At 62.0% G+C, this 19519-nt stretch carries 20 protein-coding genes; 10 read left to right on the top strand and 10 right to left on the bottom strand.

The window, feature by feature from the left end; translation table 11 throughout:
• Positions 1–3: 3 nt before the first annotated feature.
• The 8 genes from HNQ95_RS18745 to trbI all read left to right on the top strand — a co-directional run bounded on the left by HNQ95_RS18745 (position 4) and on the right by trbI (position 7928).
• Complete coding sequence (locus tag HNQ95_RS18745) at positions 4–2460, top strand: conjugal transfer protein TrbE (RefSeq protein WP_182574960.1); 2457 nt, start codon at positions 4–6, stop codon at positions 2458–2460.
• On the top strand, positions 2450–3226 hold the full coding sequence (gene trbJ, locus HNQ95_RS18740; protein ID WP_246340869.1) for a P-type conjugative transfer protein TrbJ: 777 nt from the start codon (positions 2450–2452) through the stop codon (positions 3224–3226). Before HNQ95_RS18745 ends, trbJ begins: the two co-directional genes overlap by 11 nt.
• Entirely contained in the window at positions 3223–3438 is a 216-nt protein-coding gene (trbK, locus tag HNQ95_RS18735) for an entry exclusion protein TrbK (protein WP_312870949.1), read from the top strand. Before trbJ ends, trbK begins: the two co-directional genes overlap by 4 nt.
• Positions 3432–4619, top strand: coding sequence for a P-type conjugative transfer protein TrbL (gene trbL / locus HNQ95_RS18730; RefSeq protein WP_182574958.1), 1188 nt, complete (start codon positions 3432–3434; stop codon positions 4617–4619). The genes trbK and trbL overlap by 7 nt, the downstream gene beginning before the upstream one ends.
• An 18-nt stretch (positions 4620–4637) precedes the next feature.
• Complete coding sequence (locus tag HNQ95_RS18725; protein WP_182574957.1) at positions 4638–5300, top strand: conjugal transfer protein TrbF; 663 nt, start codon at positions 4638–4640, stop codon at positions 5298–5300.
• 115 nt (positions 5301–5415) lie between these two features.
• On the top strand, positions 5416–6156 hold the full coding sequence (trbG, locus tag HNQ95_RS18720; RefSeq protein ID WP_246340885.1) for a P-type conjugative transfer protein TrbG: 741 nt from the start codon (positions 5416–5418) through the stop codon (positions 6154–6156).
• A gap of 3 nt (positions 6157–6159) precedes the next feature.
• Entirely contained in the window at positions 6160–6609 is a 450-nt protein-coding gene (gene trbH / locus HNQ95_RS18715) for a conjugal transfer protein TrbH (RefSeq protein WP_182574954.1), read from the top strand.
• Positions 6610–6620: 11 nt separating this feature from the next.
• On the top strand, positions 6621–7928 hold the full coding sequence (gene trbI, locus HNQ95_RS18710; RefSeq protein WP_182574952.1) for an IncP-type conjugal transfer protein TrbI: 1308 nt from the start codon (positions 6621–6623) through the stop codon (positions 7926–7928).
• Here the strand turns inward: trbI and HNQ95_RS18705 are convergent.
• The 9 genes from HNQ95_RS18705 to HNQ95_RS18665 all read right to left on the bottom strand — a co-directional run bounded on the left by HNQ95_RS18705 (position 7925) and on the right by HNQ95_RS18665 (position 17100).
• Positions 7925–8539, bottom strand: a complete 615-nt coding sequence (locus tag HNQ95_RS18705) for a superoxide dismutase (protein ID WP_182574951.1) — start codon at positions 8537–8539, stop codon at positions 7925–7927. The two genes, trbI and HNQ95_RS18705, sit on opposite strands and share 4 nt — an antisense overlap.
• A 55-nt stretch (positions 8540–8594) precedes the next feature.
• Positions 8595–9491: a bifunctional 5,10-methylenetetrahydrofolate dehydrogenase/5,10-methenyltetrahydrofolate cyclohydrolase gene (locus HNQ95_RS18700; RefSeq protein ID WP_182575028.1), complete on the bottom strand. Its 897-nt coding sequence runs from the start codon at positions 9489–9491 to the stop codon at positions 8595–8597.
• A gap of 2 nt (positions 9492–9493) precedes the next feature.
• Positions 9494–10363 (bottom strand): methylenetetrahydrofolate reductase, encoded by an 870-nt coding sequence (locus tag HNQ95_RS18695; protein ID WP_182574949.1) that lies wholly within the window; start codon positions 10361–10363, stop codon positions 9494–9496.
• Positions 10364–10387: 24 nt separating this feature from the next.
• The gene (locus tag HNQ95_RS18690) at positions 10388–11581 is read right to left on the bottom strand and encodes an amidohydrolase family protein (RefSeq protein ID WP_182574947.1); all 1194 of its coding nucleotides are present in this window, start codon (positions 11579–11581) and stop codon (positions 10388–10390) included.
• Positions 11582–11583: 2 nt separating this feature from the next.
• Complete coding sequence (locus tag HNQ95_RS18685) at positions 11584–12678, bottom strand: ferredoxin--NADP reductase (RefSeq protein WP_182574945.1); 1095 nt, start codon at positions 12676–12678, stop codon at positions 11584–11586.
• A 13-nt stretch (positions 12679–12691) separates the two neighbouring features.
• Positions 12692–12892, bottom strand: coding sequence for a hypothetical protein (locus tag HNQ95_RS18680; RefSeq protein ID WP_182585818.1), 201 nt, complete (start codon positions 12890–12892; stop codon positions 12692–12694).
• A gap of 184 nt (positions 12893–13076) precedes the next feature.
• Positions 13077–14927 (bottom strand): MtaA/CmuA family methyltransferase, encoded by a 1851-nt coding sequence (locus HNQ95_RS18675; protein ID WP_182574941.1) that lies wholly within the window; start codon positions 14925–14927, stop codon positions 13077–13079.
• Positions 14928–14953: 26 nt separating this feature from the next.
• A complete protein-coding gene (locus HNQ95_RS18670) occupies positions 14954–16147 on the bottom strand; it encodes a uroporphyrinogen decarboxylase family protein (protein ID WP_210283814.1) in 1194 nt (397 codons plus the stop codon).
• 44 nt (positions 16148–16191) lie between these two features.
• Positions 16192–17100 carry a tetrahydromethanopterin S-methyltransferase subunit H family protein gene (locus HNQ95_RS18665; RefSeq protein ID WP_182574938.1) on the bottom strand — a complete coding sequence of 303 codons (909 nt, stop codon included), beginning with the start codon at positions 17098–17100 and terminating at the stop codon, positions 16192–16194.
• Between the two features lie 252 nt (positions 17101–17352).
• Between HNQ95_RS18665 and HNQ95_RS18660 the strand changes: the two genes are divergently transcribed.
• Positions 17353–17955, top strand: coding sequence for a TetR/AcrR family transcriptional regulator (locus tag HNQ95_RS18660; RefSeq protein WP_312870951.1), 603 nt, complete (start codon positions 17353–17355; stop codon positions 17953–17955).
• A 33-nt stretch (positions 17956–17988) separates the two neighbouring features.
• Positions 17989–18267: a hypothetical protein gene (locus HNQ95_RS18655; RefSeq protein ID WP_182585817.1), complete on the top strand. Its 279-nt coding sequence runs from the start codon at positions 17989–17991 to the stop codon at positions 18265–18267.
• Positions 18268–18396: 129 nt separating this feature from the next.
• Here the strand turns inward: HNQ95_RS18655 and cobD are convergent, their stop codons facing one another.
• A complete protein-coding gene (gene cobD / locus HNQ95_RS18650; protein ID WP_312870948.1) occupies positions 18397–19437 on the bottom strand; it encodes a threonine-phosphate decarboxylase CobD in 1041 nt (346 codons plus the stop codon).
• Positions 19438–19519 lie beyond the last annotated feature (82 nt).

Below are 19519 nucleotides of genomic sequence, written 5' to 3'. Positions count from 1 at the left end.
GAGATGACCGCCCTTCGCGCGTTCCGGCATGCCGGTCCATCGTTCGCCGATCTGGTACCCTATGCAGCGCTGGTCGCCAACGGCGTCATTTTGCTCAAGGACGGCAGCCTCATGGCCGGCTGGTATTTTGCCGGTCCGGATTCGGAGAGCTCGACGGATGCCGAGCGAAACGAGGTGGCGCGGCAGATCAATGCCGTCCTCTCGCGGCTCGGATCCGGCTGGATGATCCAGGTCGAGGCCGTGCGCGTCGCGACGTCGGCCTATCCAGCGCGTGAGGATTGCCACTTTGCCGATCCGGTGAGCCGTGCAATCGACGAGGAGCGGCGAGCGCATTTCGAGAAGGGCAGGGGGCATTTCGAGAGCCAGCACGCGTTGATCCTCACCTGGCGGCCACCGGAAAAGACCCGCTCGGGCCTTGCGCGCTATATCTACTCGGACAGCGAGAGCCGCGGCGCGCGATACGCCGACATGGTGCTCGAGAGCTTTCAGACCTCGATCCGCGAGGTCGAGCAATATCTCGGCAACACGCTTTCCATCCGTCGAATGGTGACGCAGGAAGTCGAGGAGCGAGGCGGCTTCCGCAGCGCCCGCTATGACGAGCTCTTCCAGTTCATCCGCTTCTGCATCACCGGCGAAAACCATCCGGTCCGCCTGACCGAGATCCCGCTCTATCTCGACTGGCTGGCAACCGCGGAGTTCCACCACGGCGTCTCACCGATGGTCGAGAACCGCTATCTGGCCGTCGTGGCGATCGACGGCTTTCCGGCGGAGAGCTGGCCCGGGATCCTCAACGCGCTCGACCTGATGCCGCTCACCTATCGGTGGTCGAGCCGCTTCATGTTCCTCGACGATCAGGAAGCGCGCCAAAAACTAGAGCGCATCCGCAAGAAGTGGCAGCAGAAGGTGCGTCCCTTCTTCGATCAGCTGTTCCAGACGCAATCCCGCTCTGTCGACCAGGACGCGATGATGATGGTGGCGGAGACCGAGGACGCGATCGCGCAGGCGTCGTCGCAGCTCGTCTCCTATGGCTACTACACGCCGGTCGTCGTGCTCTTCGACGAGGACGAGCCGCGGCTGCGCGAGAAGGCCGAGGCTGTACGCCGGCTAGTTCAGGCCGAGGGCTTCGGCGCCAGGATCGAGACCATCAACGCGACGGAGGCCTTCCTTGGCTCTCTTCCCGGCAACTGGTATGCCAACATCCGCGAGCCGCTGATCAGCACGCGCAATCTCGCCGACCTGATCCCGTTGAACTCGGTATGGTCTGGCGCGCCGACAGCACCTTGCCCGTTCTATCCGCCCGGCGCGCCGCCGCTGATGCAGGTGGCGAGCGGCTCCACACCCTTCCGGCTGAACCTGCATGTCGATGATGTGGGCCACACGCTGATCTTTGGTCCGACTGGCTCAGGCAAATCGACGTTGCTCGCATTGATCGCCGCTCAGTTCCGCCGCTACGGCGGAGCGCAGATCTTTGCGTTCGACAAGGGCCGTTCTCTTCTGCCGCTGACACTCGCCGCCGGCGGCGACCACTACGAGGTCGGGGAAGGGGAGGGGGCGCATGGTACGGCGCTCGCCTTCTGTCCTTTGGCCGATCTTGCCACCGACGGAGACCGCGCCTGGGCCTCGGAATGGATCGAGACCCTCGTTGCGCTGCAGGGCGTGCCGATCACGCCTGATCATCGCAACGCCATATCGCGCCAGATTGCCCTGATGGCCGAAGCACGCGGTCGCTCGATCTCCGATTTTGTCTCCGGCGTCCAGATGCGCGAGATCAAGGAGGCGCTTCACATCTACACGGTCGACGGGCCGATGGGGCAGTTGCTCGACGCCGAGCAGGACGGATTGTCGCTTGGACTGTTCCAGACCTTCGAGATCGAACAGCTGATGAATCTCGGCGAGCGCAGCCTCGTCCCGGTCCTCACCTATCTGTTCCGACGGATCGAAAAGCGGCTGACCGGGGCGCCCAGCCTGATCATCCTCGACGAGGCCTGGCTGATGCTCGGGCATCCGGTGTTTCGCGACAAGATCCGCGAGTGGCTGAAGGTGCTGCGCAAGGCCAATTGCGCGGTTGTGCTCGCCACACAGTCGATCTCGGACGCCGAGCGCTCCGGCATCATCGATGTGCTGAAAGAATCCTGCCCCACAAAGATCTGTCTGCCGAACGGCGCAGCTCGAGAACCGGGCACGCGGGAGTTCTACGAACGCATCGGCTTCAACGAGCGACAGATCGAGATCGTCGCCACGTCGTTGCCCAAGCGCGAGTACTACGTCGTGTCGCCGATCGGCCGTCGCCTGTTCGACATGGCGCTTGGGCCCGTGGCGCTCGCGTTCGCCGGCGCTTCCGGCCGAGACGATCTCAAACGGGTCGCAGCACTTCGCACCGAGCACGGCGGCGACTGGCCCCTCCATTGGCTACAGCAGAGAGGTATCAGCGATGCGCAAGCGCTCCTTCATGTCGGTTAGTACCGCGGCGATCGTCGTTGTCAGTTTGATCGGTCCCACACCCACCTGGGCCGGCGGCGTCACGGGGCAGGCGACGGAATGGACCCAGCTGCTCAACAACGGCGAACTGGTGGCTCTGGTTGGTAAGTCAACCGAGCAGATCAACAACCAGATGACGCAGATCGCGCAGCTTGCCGAGCAGATCCAGAACCAGATCCGCATGTACGAGAACATGCTGCAGAACACCGCGCAGCTCCCGTTCCACGTATGGAGCCAGGTCGAGGACGATCTGAACCGGCTGCGCAGCCTTGTGGCGCAAGGAGAGGGTATCGCCTTCTCGATGTCGAACGCCGATGACGTCTTGCGTCAGCGGTTCCAGAGCTACGGCGAGTTCAAGACGGGGCTGGCCGACGGCCAGACCTTCTCGTCGAGCTATGAAGAGTGGTCGACGACCAATCGCGACACGATCGCCGGCACGCTGAAAGCAGCCGGTCTCACCGCGGAGCAATTCTCGTCGGAAGAGGCGACGATGAGCTCGCTGCGCTCGATGTCGGAATCCGCCGATGGCCAGATGAAGGCGCTGCAGGTCGGACATCAGATCGCGGCGGAACAGGTCGGACAGGTCCAGAAGCTGCGAGGACTGATCGCGCAGCAGACGACGATGATGGCGACCTGGTTCCAGTCCGACCAGGCCGACAAGGATCTTGCGCAACTTCGTCGCGAGCGCTTCTTCAACGCCGCGCAACCAGGCGTACGCGGGGGTCAGGCGATGGAGCCACGCTGGTGAGCCGGGCAACGATCATCATCCTGGTCGTGGCCGTCGCCTCGCTCAGCGCGGCCGCGCTTTGGGTGGCGCTTCCGCGCGGCGCGGTGCCGGTCGCCACGGAGCCGTCTTCAGCTGCCGACGACGCGCAGCGCCGTCAGCGGGCCGAAAATTTCTTGGGCGGGGATCCGGACCGCGACGTCCGGGGCGGTCAGGAGATGAAGCCGCGATGGTAGTTGGGCGACCGTTACACTCCTCCAGATGCGCCTTCATCGCGATCACGGTCGTGCTGCTAGCGAGCATGCCTGCACTGGCGCAGGACGGCAGCGTTCTCACCACGCTCGAGAACCAGGTGGTGACGGCGGCGCGCGGCTGGGAAACCACGGTTCTCGATGCGGCCCGATCGCTCTTCTGGATTCTGGCTGTCATCGAGATAGGCATCGCAGCCGTGTGGCTCGCCATCAACGCTGCTTCACTCGACAGCTGGTTCGCCGAGCTGGTGCGGCGCATCATGTTCATCGGTCTGTTCGCCTTCATCCTCGACAAGGGTCCGACGGTCTCCAAAGCGATCGTCGACAGCCTGTTCCAGATCGGCGCCTCGGGCGGCTCGGCATCGCCGGCCGACATCTTCAACGCCGGCATCCGCGTGGCGTCCAAGATGTCTGAGCAGGCACAATTTGGCCTGTTCGAGGACAACGCGCTGGCGATGGCTGCGGTATTCGCGATGATCGTTGTCGTCGTCTCGTTCAGCCTGGTCGCCGCGATCTTCGTCGCCGTTATGGTGGAAATGTATGTTGGCCTGCTCGCCGGCATGATCATGCTGGGCCTCGGCGGCTCAAGCTATACGAAGGATTTTGCCGTCCGCTATCTCATCTACGCTTTCTCGGTCGGCATGAAGCTGATGGCGCTGGTCATGATCGCACGGATCGGCTCCGAGGTCCTTATCGGCCTGGCAGAGGCACCAACCGCGACCACGGACCAGTTCATCACCACGCTCGCCATCGCCGGCATCTCGGTCGTGGTCTTCATCATCGCCATGTACGTGCCGCCGATCATCCAGGGCGTCGTACAGGGCGCTTCGGTCAGCGGCGGCATGGAAGCGATCCGGCATGGCGGCCAGGCGGCGACCTTCGCGGCCGGCGGCGCCTTCCTCGGGGCAAACGCGGCAAGGACCGGGGCGGCGAGTGCCACGACAGCGCGGGCCAGCGGATCCTCCATAGCGGGGGCGGCGCTCCGCGGCATGGCGTCGAGTATCGGCAGCGCCGGTTTGGCGGCCGGCTCGGCCGCGAAGGACAAGGCGATCGCGGCACCCGGCGCCTATGCCAACTCGCTGCTTGGCCTCGCCAATGCGAAGCTCGACGACGCCCGCAGCCAATCGTCCCGGCCGAAGGCCCTTCCGCCGCTTCCGGACAAATAATCAGGAGTTTCATATCAGATGGCGAAGACTACGGCGCCGGAGAACCCTTATCTCGCGGCACGGCAGGAGTGGAACGAGCGGTACGGCTCTTATGTGAAGGCGGCGGCGGCATGGCGCATCGTCGGCGTCACCGGAATGCTGCTGGCGGTCATCAGCACGTCCTATGCTCTCTATCAAAGCAGCCAGGTGAAGCTCGTTCCCTACATCGTTGAGGTCGATCGGCTGGGCACGGCGGTCAGCGCCGGCTTCCCGCAGCAGATCGAATATGCCGATGCGCGCGTGGTGCGCGCCACGCTCGGGAACTTCATGTCGAACTTCCGCGGTGTGACGCCCGACGCGGTCGTCCAGAAGGGTTACATCGATCGCACCTATGCGCTGTTGCGAACCTCGGATCCCGCGACAGAGAAGATCAATGGCTGGTTCCGCTCAAATTCGCCGTTCGAGAAGGCGAGGGGGGCAACCGTCGCGGTTGAGGTCAATAACATCGTCCCGCTCTCCAACCAGAGCTACCAGATCGACTGGACCGAATACGAACGCGATCGCAAGGGCAAGGAGACCGGCGTGCGCCGCTTCCGCGCCGTCGCGACAGTCGTGCTCACCCCGCCGCAGGACGAGGCTGTCATCCGCCTCAACCCGATCGGCCTCTACATCCGCGACCTCGACTGGACCGCGCAGCTTTAGGAGTGGCCCTGCCATGATCGCATCATCAATCCTTCCCTGCCGAGCACTGCCGTTCGTCCTTGCCGCCGCCCTCTCCGCCGCGCCCCTCCTCCTTCCGGAAGCATCGGCACAGGGTATGAGTGCCAATGAGGCCAAGGGCACCGGCATCTCCGGGCAATGGCGTGGCAGCCGCGGGCTCGTGACCAAGGGGCCCGACGGCAAGGTGATCTTTCTTTTTGGCGAAGTGCAGCCATCCGTCGTCTGCTCCCCGCTGCAGGTCTGCGACATCGAGCTTCAGGCGGGCGAGGTCGTGCGTGACGTTCTGATCGGCGATACGGTGCGCTGGAAGGTCGAGCCCGCCACGTCCGGTGCTGTCGGCGGCCAGGCGATCCACCTGATCGTCAAGCCGTCCGAACCAGGGCTGGTTACGTCTATGGTCGTCACCACGTCGCGGCGCACCTATCACATCCAGCTCAAGTCGCATCAAAGCCAGTACATGGCCAGGGTGGGTTTCGAATATCCGGAGGACGTCTCGGCAAAGTTCGCCGACATCAACGCGCGGCTGGAGGCGAGCACCATCCCTGGTGCTGGCGTGCCGGCCGAGCAATTGAACTTCGGCTACTCGGTGTCGGGCAGCGCGCCCTGGCGGCCGACGCGCGTCTACAGCGACGGGCTGAAGACCTACATCCAGTTCCCACGCTCGCTTTCCGGCCAGGATGCGCCGGTCCTGTTTGTCGTCTCCGGCGGCGAGAACCGCATCGTCAACTACCGGATGAAAGGCAACATGATGGTGGTCGACTATCATGTCGACCGCGCTGTTCTGCTTTCTGGCGTCGGCCGGCGCCAGGACAAGATCACCATCAGGCGTGGAGGGTAGGGGATGCAGAGGAATAAGCCCCTTCGCGTTCTCCGTCTCGCATTCCTTGCCGTGGCGCTTGCCGGCTGCCAGGCGATGAACGCCGATGGCCTGGTCGCGAGTTCCGCGCCGCCCGAGATTTCCGGGCCTGCCGCCAGCGCGATTGCCGGCGACATGGTAAGCCGGCTCGCCGAGCATGTCGGCCCGGGAACCGGCACCATCCTCCTCAAACCCGATGGATCGCCGTTCGGCGGCGCGCTCGAGGACTCGCTCAAGACATGGGGCTATGCGGTTGTCAGCGACCAAGACGCGAAAGGTGAGAAGCTGATCGCGCTTGCTTACGTGATCGACAGCCATGACGGCCAGGTCCTTGCACGCCTGTCGACCAGTTCCATTGATCTCGGCCGCGCATACACGACGACGGCGACAGGTGCGGCTCCCGCGAGCCCGCTCTCTGTCATGCGGCGCGGATAGGGGAGGGAAGCATGGTCCAGTCCCTGCAGCTCGGCGGTGCGCCGGCGAACCAGCAGCCGAATATTCGCCGGATCAACCGCTTGCCGGTGATTGTCGCGATCGTCTTGGTCCTACTCTTCCTCGGTGTCATCTTCTACGGGCTGAGCTCGCGGGGATTGTATTTCCGCAGTGACCCGGACATCGGCGGTCCTGGCGGGAATCCAGCCTCGACATTCGGCGATGAGCTGAAACGCGGCGTTCCGGACGGGATCATCGGCGAGCCCGCCCCGGCGCCCGTGTTCCAGCCGACGCCTCCGGCGGCGGTCGAGACCGAGAACCCGTTCGTACCTGAGCCCGTCGTCCGCGAGGTCAAGCCGACGCCGCAACCGCAGCTCGAGCCGGAAGCGCTGTGGCGGGCGCGTCTCGAGCGCGAGGCGGAGGAGCAGTATTTTCGCGAGCGCCAGCGCCAGCGCATGGCGCGGCTCCAGGCTAACGACACCGCCTACGATTCCCCGATCGCCGTCAGCATCGACAAACTGAAGACCGGAGATGGTGATCAGCCGGCCCCGGCCGCAGCAATTGGCGGGACCGCTCAATCAGGCAGTTCCGCGGCCGACCTCTATTCGGCAGCACTGAAGGCAGGACTTGGTGGCCAGAACCTCGATCCGAACGCGCAAGGCACGAAAGAGGATTTCTTCAACGCCGATCTGAAGGAAGTCGGATATCTCCCCAACAGAGTCGTGCCACAGCAGTCGCGCTACGAGTTGAAGCGGGGATCGGTTATCCCGGCAACTTTGATCACCGGTATCAACTCCGATCTGCCTGGGCGCATCACCGCGCAGGTGAGCCAGAACGTTTATGATAGCGCCACCGGTCATTATCTGCTTATCCCGCAGGGGACTAAGCTGTTTGGCCGCTACGACAGCAAGGTGTCCTTCGGGCAGTCACGGGTCCTCGTCGTGTGGACCGACATCATCTTTCCGAACGGGTCGACGCTGCAGATCGGCGGCATGGCCGGCACCGACGCGCAGGGTTATGGCGGCTTCAACGACAAGGTCAATCGGCACTACCTGAGGACGTTTGGATCGGCGGTGCTCCTTGCGGTGATAGGCACCGGCATCGACATGGCACTGCCCGAAAGCTCCACGCTGGCGACCCAGGACACCGCATCGGATGCGGCGAGGCGGAATTTCGCCGAGACGTTCGGGCGCGTCACCGAGCGCACCATCACCAAGAACCTGGATGTCCAACCGACCTTGCGCGTTCGACCGGGTTACAAGTTCAACATTCTCGTCGATCAGGATATGTTGTTTCCGACGCCTTCAGCTGCCAACCCTTAGGTTCTGCCAGCAGCCTTCTCGTAGAGCTGCAATACTGCCTCCCAGTTTATCAGGTGGTCAAAAAAAGCTTCAAGATACTTTTGGCGGGCATTCCGGTAGTCCACGTAGTAGGAGTGCTCCCATACATCCACGCCAAGGATCGGAAATCCGCCGTGCACAGTTGGGTTCTCGGCATTCGGAGTTTTCATGATCGTGAGCGCACCATCCTTTAGCGCAAGCCAGGCCCAACCTGATCCGAACTGGCTCATGCCTGCGGCGATAAACTCAGTGCGGAAATTCTCGTAGCCTCCCAGCTCAGAATCTATGGCCTTCTGCAGCACATCGGGAACCTTGGCGTTTCCACCACCTCGCTTCATCCATTTCCAGAAGAGCGTATGATTGTAGTGCTGCGCGGCGTTGTTAAACAGGCTCGAGTTGGTGCCAAACGATCTCTTGACGATCTGCTTCAGCGACAGGTTCTCCATGCCCGCCTCGGCCGCCAGCTTGCGACCGTTTTCAACATAGGCGAGATGATGCTTGCCGTGGTGGAGCTTGAGCGTCTCGCGCGACATGAAGGGCTCGAGAGCCCCATATTCATATGGAAGGTCAGGCAACTCGAAGACTGCAGTCATGGTATCCTCCCTTGAGGGCTATCTGGGGTGGCTGATTGACCACGATGTCACGGACTTAGCCCATTCCTCCACGAATTGCGGCATTCAACGTATTGGCCATAAGCATGGCGATGGTCATCGGTCCCACACCACCGGGGACGGGAGTGATCGCACCAGCGACACTTTGGGCTTCTTCAAACGCGACATCGCCGACCAGGCCTGCCCGGCGCCCTTCACCGGTTTGGACCCGATTGATGCCTACGTCGATGACGACAGCGCCAGGCTTTATCCAGTGTCCGCGTACCAATTCGGGGCGACCAACCGCTGCGACCAGGATATCCGCCTCCCTGCACAGCGCTGCAAGGTCGTGGCTGCGGCTATGAGCGACTGTTACGGTAGCGTTCGCGGCCAGAAGTAGATTGGCCATCGGCTTGCCGACGATGTTCGATCGCCCGAGAACAACTGCCCTTCTGCCCGAAAGGTCGGGTCCAAGAATGTCACCGATCAGCAGAATGGCGCCGGCCGGCGTGCAGGGAACAATCGCACCGTCGACTGCTCCGGTCGCAAGGCGACCGACATTGACGAAGTGAAAACCGTCAACATCTTTCCCCGGCGATATAGCCTGGATCACCTTCCCGGCGTCGATATGCGTGGGCAAGGGAAGCTGAACGAGGATTCCATGGATATCTGGAGCTACGTTCAGCTCGCCTAGCAGGTCGAGTATTTCCGACGTCGAAGCGGTGGCCGGACGTGTCTCGATACGTGAATGGAACCCGCATTCCTTTGCAGTCTTTTCCTTCGATGCGACATAAATCGCGCTGGCCGGATTATCACCAACAATCACCACCGCAATGCCTGGAACGACACCGGACTTGGCTTTCCACTTGCGAGCTTGGGATTTGACGTCTTCCAAAACCTTCCGGGCTCTTGCTCGGCCGTCAATAATCGCGGCAGAGCGACGTGTGTCGATCATGTTCATCGGCTTCGGGCCGCCGCGATCCAGTCAAGCGTCTTCGTCCACCCTCCGAACGGAAAGAAATGGATATCGAGGGGTGCCACGGGAGTTGGGTAGGTCGCTTCGATTCCCTCGATCACATCGCCGGGATCCTTCTCGGCAAGGACATTGAACAGGCCGGTGCCGCTTCGCTTCAGTGCGGCGAGGGACGGCCCGATACCGCACATCACCGCGAATTTGATGAGCTTTGGCAAAGACGTTACCCCGGCGAGCCCCACTCGGACGGGAAGCCCCGGATAGTCAGAATGAAGTTTCTGCGCCCAACGGCCCATCTGGGCGCCATCGAACGCAAATTGGGATACCACCTGTACCGACAGGCCAACCTTGGAGGACAACGCGATCTTGGCTCTCAGTGCATCTTCAAGCGCTGGTTGGGAGATCGCCGGATGGCCTTCGGGATAACCTCCGATAAAGGCGTGGCGGATGGTGCTGTCGCGCAGGACAGGGTGAGCGAGGAGTTGTGCCGCTTCCGTCAGCGGGCCTGAAGAGATCAGTGGATTGCCTCCTACGAAAAGTGCGGTCGTGACGCCGTTGCGCGAATGGGACTCGACGTGCCGGACATAGTCGTCCGCAGTGTTGAAGTTCCTCGCTCCCAAATGCGGCACAGGCAGGTAGCCCATGTCCCGCAGTCTTGCGGCTGCATCGATCTGAGCGCTCAGGGGTTTGCCTGTCAGATGAGTGAGGAAGACGCGCGACCCTTGTGGCAGCACGCTGGAACTTGGACTGAAGTCCCGGACCTGATCGGACGAGAGCTCTATGGAGAGATCGCCATCCAGGAGTCTGCGAGGCGCTTCGACCGGCACGGCCTGGGCATTGGTCTGCTCACACATCCGATTTTCCTTGTGCTTGAGGTTTCAGGAGAGTTCCTCGATCGCGCCGGCTGTGACGACCGCGCGTGGCCGCATCTCCGGAATTCGAACAAGGTCGAGCGGGGTTGCCGCGTCGAAGAGCGCAAGATCGCCGCGGCGGCCGCATGCCAGCGATCCGGCAACCTGATCGACCCCCAATGCGCTGGCTGCGTGGATTGTGATGCCCATGAGCGCTTCGACCGGGGTAAGCTGGAAACAGTTCACCGCAAGTCGGGCCGCGCCCAGAAGATCTATGCCGGTCCCGTCGGGACCCCCTTGCGTAGAAACGGCAAGGCGAGCACCCACGTCTCGCATCGCTTGTATATCTGGTCGCGCGCTGTCGCGGTCGCGCTTAGCGATTTCGGGGATCAGGATCGTGCTGGTTCCGGTGGCGGCTACCGATCCGATGCCGTCCGCATCCGAGCAGCAGAGATATGCGGCCGATTGCGAGTAGAACGACGCCGGCAGTGTTGCACCAGCGCTGTCGCTGAACCGGTCGCAGGAAACGCGCGACGGTGTCTTTTTGCGGTAAAAGGCCTCGAGAATCGTGCTTGCCCGATCGAGATCAAGGCCGCCGTCGTCGTCGCAAAAGACCTCGACGCAATCGCATGCCTGTGCCTCGTACACCTTTGGGAGCAGACGGGTCACGATCTCCTCGATACGGTCGTCGGCGTCGGCGTCGTCCGGAATGAAATGACCGGGATAGAGGGTGACCCGCGTAAGCAGGTCCGTTTGCTTCTGAAGCCGGCGAGCTAGCAGCGCGTGTCGTAACTCGTCCTCGATCGCGAGGCCGAATCCGGTCTTGATCTCGCATGCGGTTACGCCGGTCTTCCGGAGCTCGGCCAGTCGCCGAAACGCCGTGTCGAGCAGCGCGTCATCGCCGATGGTAGCGGTGAGCCTCGCGGTTTCCTGCACAAGGGATCGATATGCCGCGCCGTCCTGCTCGGACTCGGCCTCTGCGCCTGGGGCCCATATGATGGGGTTGTGGCAGCAGACCAGACCCGGTAACGCCAACATGCCGCCCATCGACAGGATATGTCCGTCGCTTGTGGCGGTGTCGAAGCCTCCCGCAGGGCCGGCATAGGTTACGAGACCACCCGATATGGCCACGACCCCGCTATCGGTGAAACCGAGCGGCTCGCCTTGGTCGCCCGCCATTGTTGCCAGTCGGATGTCGCGCAGGATGAGATCGCCGGCCATGATCAGATCTCGTCGAAGTCGATGCGGACGCTGCGCGTCGTCGGGCGCGAGAGGCACGCGAGGGTCAATCCCTCATCGAGATCGTCCTGGCGAAGGGTCTGGAGCACACCGGGTCGAACGCTTGCACTGCCCTCGGTAAGCTTGGAAATGCAGGAGGCGCAGGTTCCTTCCTGGCAGGAGAATGGAACGTCGGCCTCGGCGCGGATAAGGGCGGCGAGAATGCTTTCCCCTTCCTCCGGCACGGTCTCGTACTCTTCCCCGCCCACGACCGCGACGATCCGCTCGCACGGGCCGGACTCGCCGGGATCGTTCACTCCGACGAGCGTCAGGCCCGGCTCCCCGTCATCATCGTTCAGGACGAGATCGAAGCTCTCCCGGTGAATGTCCGCCAGGGCTAGGCCGAGGTCCACGAAGGCCCTTTCGGCATCGTCCATGAACTCCTGCGGCCCACAAAGAAAGATGGACGTCGAAAGCCCGTGACTCGCCGCTTGCCAATCCTTCCAGCGGGTTTCGATGAACGTCTTGTCGATGCGGCCGCGGGCACCATGCCAACTTTCACCCGCTCGCGACATCACCTGCTCGACATGGCAAGCTGTCGGGTGGCTCTCCGCCAGCGCGCCGACTTCGTCGCCTAATATGACCGCATCCGGCGTGCGATTGCCGTATATGATGGTCACCCGGTGACCTGCATCCTGCGCAAGCAGATGGCGTGCGATCGACAGGATCGGTGCGATTCCCGAGCCGCAGGCCAGCATGAGGACATGCCGCGGCTCGTCGAAGCCGCGGAAGAACCGCCCGCGCGGCGGCTGCACCTCCAGCGCCTGGCCTTCGCCGACATCCTGAACCAGCCAAGGGGACACGGCGCCGCCGTCGATCTTCTTGACGGTGATGCGCAGGTCGCGGTGTGCCTCCGGCGTGGAGCTCAGTGAATATTGCCTGGCGATCCGCCCGCCGTCGCCGTCCCGCTCGACAGTAAGGAACTGGCCTGGTCGATAGCTGAAGGCACCTCTCAGATCCTGAGGCACCTCGAGCCACAGGCTGGCGGCATCGTTGCCTTCATCGCGTTTGCCGACAATCTTGAGATGATAGGTTGCCATGGTCGTTCCGTGCTCAGTCTTCGTCGACGAAGCCGTGCGCCTTCTTGATTTCCTGTTTGAACGGATTGGGTTTGGAGAGCCGCACGCCGCAGCGGCACTGGTACTTGTGGCCGCACGGCTTGAAGATTTCCTCGGCCTTCGCGTCGTTGGCGGCACGGCGCGCCTCGGTGGCCGGCCCGATCACATTGACCACAAGCACGGGCGCCCTCGTCATCGAGCCCCCACAGGACGTGCAGACGAGTTCCAATCCGTCCGCCGTGGCGAGGTCGGTCAGAACCTGGCGATCTTCCCTGCAGTCACCGCATCTGAACGTGTAAGATGGCATCTCAGCCTCGAAGTTGTTCCGGAAAGGGCCGCCTCGCCCTTGGGCGAGGCGGCAGGTCGCTTGGGAGGTCGGGTCAAGCGGCTTTCTTTGTGACGTGGTCCCTGACCAGCTGCACGGCCGCGTTTGCATCGATGCCGTATTCGATGCCAAACTGGCGACCAAGACCGACGTTCGCGGCGGCGCCCCCGAACATCAGCAGGTACTTGTTGCCCTTGCCCTGTTCATCCAGCAGCTGCTTGACCTTCTGGACATAGACGGAGGACGAGTTGGTCATCACCGACATGCCGATGGCGACGGCATTTTCCTTCTCCGCCATCTCGATGAACTGCTCGGGCTTCACGTTCTTGCCCATATCGATGACCTTGAAGCCGTTAGCCTTCAGCATCAGGCAGACGAGGTTCTTGCCGATGTCCTGGGTGTTGCCGCGCACCAGCCCGACCACGACCGTGCCAGTCGGGCCATCGCCACCGCCTGCGGCTTCGAGCAGCGGTGTCAAGATCGGCATCGCCTTGTCCATCGTCTTGGCGGCCTTTAACATGTCGGTGACGAAGCGCTCGTTGCGCTCATACATGTCGCCGACGATCTTCATGCCGAGGGAGAGGCCGTCGAAGACGATTTCCTGAGCGGTCATGCCGCGCTCGAGCCCCTTCTTCGTCCATTCGATCGCCTTGTCGCCGTCATATTCCATGATGGCTTCGACGAGCTTCTCATTGACCTCCTGTTGGGGGGTGAGATCCTCGTGGCGGGTCTTGACCTCAGCGATCTGCGTGTCGCCCGACACCGAGGACGAACGCTTGCCGGGATGCTTTGGATGTCCGGCGAGGTAGACATTGGAGAGGTCTCCTAGCGACGCGATGTCCATCGGATACTTGATCTCGGCGCACTGCTGGATCATGGCGTGCAAGTTCTCTTCCGGAATGTTCCAGTCGATGTCGCAGCCGGGCATGACGATGAGACCGCCATTGTAGCCGACCTCGGCCGCCAGCTTCTTGACCTCGTTGCGCACCGCCTCAGTCGATCCATGCATCAGCGTGGAGTAGGGCGAGAGCGTGCCCATCAGCGAGATCTGGCCGCCGATGGCCTGCTTGGCCTTGTCCATGCCGGGATACATGTCGCCGTTGAAGTTGAAGCAACCGTTGGAGGCGATGTCGCGCCAGATTGGCTGCGTAAAGGTGCAGGTGTGAGTGAAGCCGATCCCCTTGAGATCGTTGTTGATGTAGTCGAACAGCCGCTTCTGGAACGGCAGGCCGTGCTTGCGGTAAACCTCCGGCGGCAGAATATCCGACGAATTGAACGGATCGAGGATGTTGCAGACATCGATTCCGGACTCGAACATCAGACGGCACACGTTCTTGACGATGTCGAGAGCCAGTTCGGTCACCTCCAGCGCGTATTCCGGATCTTCGGAAAGCAACGTCAGGAACTCGGACGAGCCTGTCATGAGCTGGGCCGTAGTGATCGGGCCTCCGACCGGGGTCGGGATCGCGTGGGTGTCCTTGAGGCCCATCTTCACATAGGTGCGGCCTTCCTCCTGGATTGCCAGGACTCGCTTCGAGGGCTTGAAGCCCTCCTTCTCGTACTTTTCCTTGAAGCGGTAGAAGGCATCCCTAGTCGGCGTGGGGTGGGTGACTAGGGAAGGCTGGGCGTACGGCAGATAATCGAGTTCACAGCCGTCGACGCATTCCACCGGAGTGAAAAGGTCGGTGCCGGCGATGATCACGTCGCCCCCGAACTTGTCGAGTGACTTCTTCTTGGCGTGCGCCTGCGCTTCGCCATCAAGCAAGACCTCATCGACCCGGACCCCGCCTTCACGGATACCGCGTGTCATAAGCAGCGGCACGACCGGAACCTGGTCGGGCAGGCCCTGCATAGTCACCGCGGCGAAAACGCGCTCGCGGCTCGTCATTTTTCCTGGGGTAGCCATTTCAACTCCTCCTTTTCGATTGGCTTTCAATTGAGCCGTCCGCCGGCCACGGCCAACGGCACTACATCCGGCTCATTCCCGGCCGCCCGTCCTGTTTCCAGAAGGCCGATCGGAAATTCCTCACCAGTGACCGCGGCAGACCCGGCAACAAGCGCGCTACGTCTTGCATTTTCGATGATGGATCGAACCGGACCGAGGTCGCGGAGCACGACAAGGTCTTGAGCGCTCAGCGCCCGCACGAAAGCTGCGCCGTGGACGTTTGCCTCGAGCGACTCGGGTGAGATGATGTTGTCTATGGGCGCGGCAATCGCAGGCATCGCCGTGGCCAGTTCGCAAGCCAGCAAGGCAAGCGTTGCCTGATTGTCTTCACGCACGGCTTCGCCGATCGCAGCAAGGTTGACCGGGGCGTGCAGTATCGCGGCTTCCGGGATGCTTCGCCGGACCTCCGGCATGATCATGTTCTTGGCATAGAAGTCGAGATTGAGAATCTCGACATCGAGATTGGCCAGGTCTTCCACGATCGACCGGATTGCGCCGCACGAATGAAAGCAGATCGCGCTGCCTGTCATGCGCCGCAATCGTGCAAACAATGTCTGCATCCGGGGGAATAGGAAGTTGCGGAAGTCGAGATCGGAGAGGTACATACCCGACTGGAAGCCGAGGTCGTCGCCGTAGACGATGACGTCGGGCTCGACCGGGAGAGCTCCTAGTGTTGCGCGGTAGCTTTGCTCAATGGTTTCTGCCGCCCAGTCCAGCATCGCAGATGCGATGCGCCAGTTTCCAGTCAGGTCATCCATGAATTGCCATGCGTTTCGCAGCGCAAAGCAGGTGTCGAGCAGCCCGGGACAAGGGGGGTCGAGGACGACAAGCAGGTCCGGGTGGCCTGGATCCGGCAACTGAACCCTGTTAGGGAGCTTGGGCTTGGGAAAACGAGAGATCATCTTCCAATCGGCGCTTTCAAGCGGATGGCGGAAGGGTGCGGGAAAGCCATCCGTGAACAGCCAGGCGACGCCATAAGCGTCGACCACTTCTTCCCGGCACGGCTCGATCGTGTCGTACAGAAAGCCGACGCGCTGGAAGTCGGAGCCGAGCCGCGCGCAGTCGGAAGCCGACAGGGGCGCGGTCTGATAGACCGGATGCGCGGCCGACTGAACAGTAATGCCGTCCAGTGCCGCGATCCGCACACCCGTCAGCGAAGTCGTGCCAATGTCGACGACCATGCGCTGCGCCGCGATCTGACCAGCCTTCTGGCTCCAGGCCCTCGTCATGCGGCCTCGGCCAGCTTGAACATCTTCAGGAGCGCATGCCCATCGGGCAACGGGTGTCCATCGATTTCCTGCGCAGCAAATCCGAGGAATACTTCGGCGCTGCCGAGCGCGTGCGCCGCCATGCGGCACTTCTCGATAATCCCGTAGTGGAGGAAGTCGCCTCCGGCCATGCGCGTGCAGACGAGCGCCGTCGCCAGAGACAGGTTTACCCATTCGCGCCCCAAGGAAGACAGACCTGTCCATTGAGGAAAGCAGTTGGAGAAGGCGCAACCCGCCGGATAGCCGAAGCGTTCTCGCACGGCCTGTATCCCGCGCATCGCGATTCCAACCGACGGGGCGTCCATGACACCCAAGTCGACGATGGGCGTCTCGACCCCGATATCGTCCAGCATCGGACGGAAATATTTTTCGATCATGTTGCAGGAGCCTTCCGGGGTTGGATCCCCGACGTCGTTGGCCAGGATCATGACGCCAGCCGGACGATGCCTTCTCAGGGCCTCCAACTCCTGATCTTCGGTGTCCTCGTTGAGAGAGGCGAAGATGCACCGGCCGAGAACGCCAAGTTCGGCCGCCGTAGCGAGGCCCGCGACCCTTACTTCGGCCTCCGTCGCGTTCAAAAGCAGCGGAAGGCTGGTCCTTTCGGCGGTGAACCGGATGAACTTGGAAAAGGCATCGGGGTCCGAGCCGATGACATCAAATGCCATCTGAACTCCGTACTGGACGGCGAGTGCATTCACGCGATCGATGAGGCCGGCGGCCTTCTCCTCGTTAAACGATCCGCTGAAGGCGTCGGTCACGATGGAGTGATTGTCGTAGAAGATGCTGCCAACCAGCAGCCCCGTGTGGGACCCGAGCGGGCCTCCAATTGTGCAGTCGCCGATCTGCAGCGGCTTGAATTGCGACACGCGCGTCCTCCCATGGCCTCCTGGCCGGTCGAGACGACCGGCCGTCCACTCGCTGTTACATCTGCGGAGCGGTTAAGTTAGACTAACCTGTCTGACTAATTTTGCAAGCCGGGTTGTGAACGAAAATTTGCCCAGCACAGGCCGTTTTGTTTCGCGCCATTGAGAAATTCGGATTGAGGGCTTATTGTTATGAAGAGGCTGAAGCGGATCGGCGTACTAGTCAGTCCAGAGAATCTAGCAAGGGAATTACAAGTGGAGGTTGCCCAGGCAAGACGGAGGCGTCGGACGTCGTCAGACGCACGTGATCGCATATTGCGGTCCGCATATCGGCTCTTCTCTGCACAAGGTGTCGCCCAGGTAGGAGTGGACACGATCGTGGCGGATTCGGGCTGCGCGAAAGCTAGCCTGTATAACAATTTCGCGTCGAAGGAAGCCTTGGCGCTTGCCTTCCTGGAAGAGCGTGAGTTGGTCTGGACTCGCGGTTGGCTCGAGGAGGAGGTACGGCGCCGCACATCTGATCCTGAAGCGCGGCTCCTTGCAATCTTTGAACTCTTTGGCGAATGGTTCTCGAAGAAGGCCTTTGAAGGGTGTTCATTCATCAATGTTCTTCTGGAATCGGAGTTCAACAGCCCCGTCCACCGAGCAGCCTCGCGACACCTCGCTAATATACGATCTATTCTCCGCGGCTTTGCGATCGATGCGGGGCTAGAGGATAGTGACGGGTTCGCGCAGAGCTGGCATATCTTGATGAAGGGCTCGATCGTCGCGGCCTATGAGGGGAATCGCAACGCAGCCGAGGATGCGATCAAAGCTGCGCGCCTGGTGCTTGCCAATTGGCCACGCCGTCATCCGTGACTGGAGCCTTTGGACCATCGCGGGAGCAGAACGATGACGGACCAGCGGATTAGCTTTCGGACCCAAATCCTCCGCAAACAAGCCAATCTTCCTCGGTACGTCGTGATTCAGCCCGAACACTTGAGAGACCGTACGAAGTCGTTCCCGGCCGAAATATTGTTGAATGACATTGGGCCGTTCCGTCGGAACGTACATCCTTGGGGTAAAGGATATGCTGTGTTCTTCATCAATCTAACCGAGCAGCAGTGCAGGCAGGCTCGTCTCGACACCAATGATGAGTGCCAGGTGACGATTACCGCGATGCCGACGTGAAATGAGAGGCTGTCGCCACATTTGCCAATCTCTCCCGTTTTGTGGCGTACCATCCAAAAGTGATCGTCACGCTGGTGTTGGCGAAGGATTGTCCGAGGAGCATGGGCGACCCGAGCTGCACGCGAAATCTTAAGACTCGGCACGCCATTCAGCTAGCGCGGTTGCGAGACGCTCAAAGTCGCCGTCGTCGGAAGGCACGCCGAACCGCAACGCATCGGGCTCGAAATCGAAGGACCGCACAAGCACGCCCCGCCGGCCGAGTGCTTCCACCGCCCTCCGCGCCGCAGGATGCCGAACATAGCGGTATAGACACGTGCCGCCCGCGGCGAGAAAGCCCGATGCGGCAAGCACCGAATCCAGCCGCGCAGCCCTGACGTTCAGATTGGCACGCATCCGCTCTTGCCAGGCAGCGTCATCGAGCGCGGCGCGGCCGATCGAAAGGGCTGGACCCGACACGGCCCACGGCCCGAGCCTGCCGCGAATGGACGCAGCGATCGCCGTGCCGCAGACGGCGAAGCCCAACCTGATGCCCGCAAGCCCGAAGAACTTTCCGAAGGAACGCAACACCACGATGTTGCTGCCTTCAACATCGCCGTCCAGCTGCTCCGCTTGGGGGCCGACATCCATGAACGCTTCGTCAACGACAAGAAGGCCATTCCTGCTTCGCAGGGCTTGGGCGACTTCAAGCAGGGTGGCACGCGGTGTAACGCGCCCATCGGGGTTGTTGGGATTGACGACCGTCACAATATCGTATCCTGCGACATCCTCCAAGGCGGTGACCTCGGTAACCACATGGCCGCAGAGGGCGGCAGCCCGACAGTGTTCAGCATAGGTTGGCGACAGCACCGCGGCGCGGCCGGGCGGCGCGTTTCCCGCGACTATCGGCAGCAGAATTTGTGTGCCGGGCGCGCAAACCACCTGCGAAGCCGACTTGGCGCCGTAAGCGCGCGCTGCCGATGCCGCCAGCGCCAGCAGGTCGGCCTCCTCCGGTAGACGCAGCAGCGAATCCGACGAGACTGGTGCGGCCGGATAGGGACAGGCATTGATCCCCGTTGAAAGGTCGAGCCAAGGGCGCGGCGCGAACGGAAAACGCTGCTGCGCTCGACTGAGGTTGCCGCCGTGATCAACGATACTGAGACCAGGCAAGACCACCCCCCTGATCGTGATCACGGCCACTTTCAGCGATCGGTCTCCACCTGGGGAGAGTGGTTGGAATGGCCCTTGAAAGCATGATCTGCCGGTCCGACGTTGG

This window comes from Aminobacter ciceronei (assembly GCF_014138625.1).
Classification (GTDB): Bacteria; Pseudomonadota; Alphaproteobacteria; order Rhizobiales; family Rhizobiaceae; genus Aminobacter; species Aminobacter ciceronei.
This window is presented reverse-complemented; position numbering and strand designations above follow the sequence as displayed.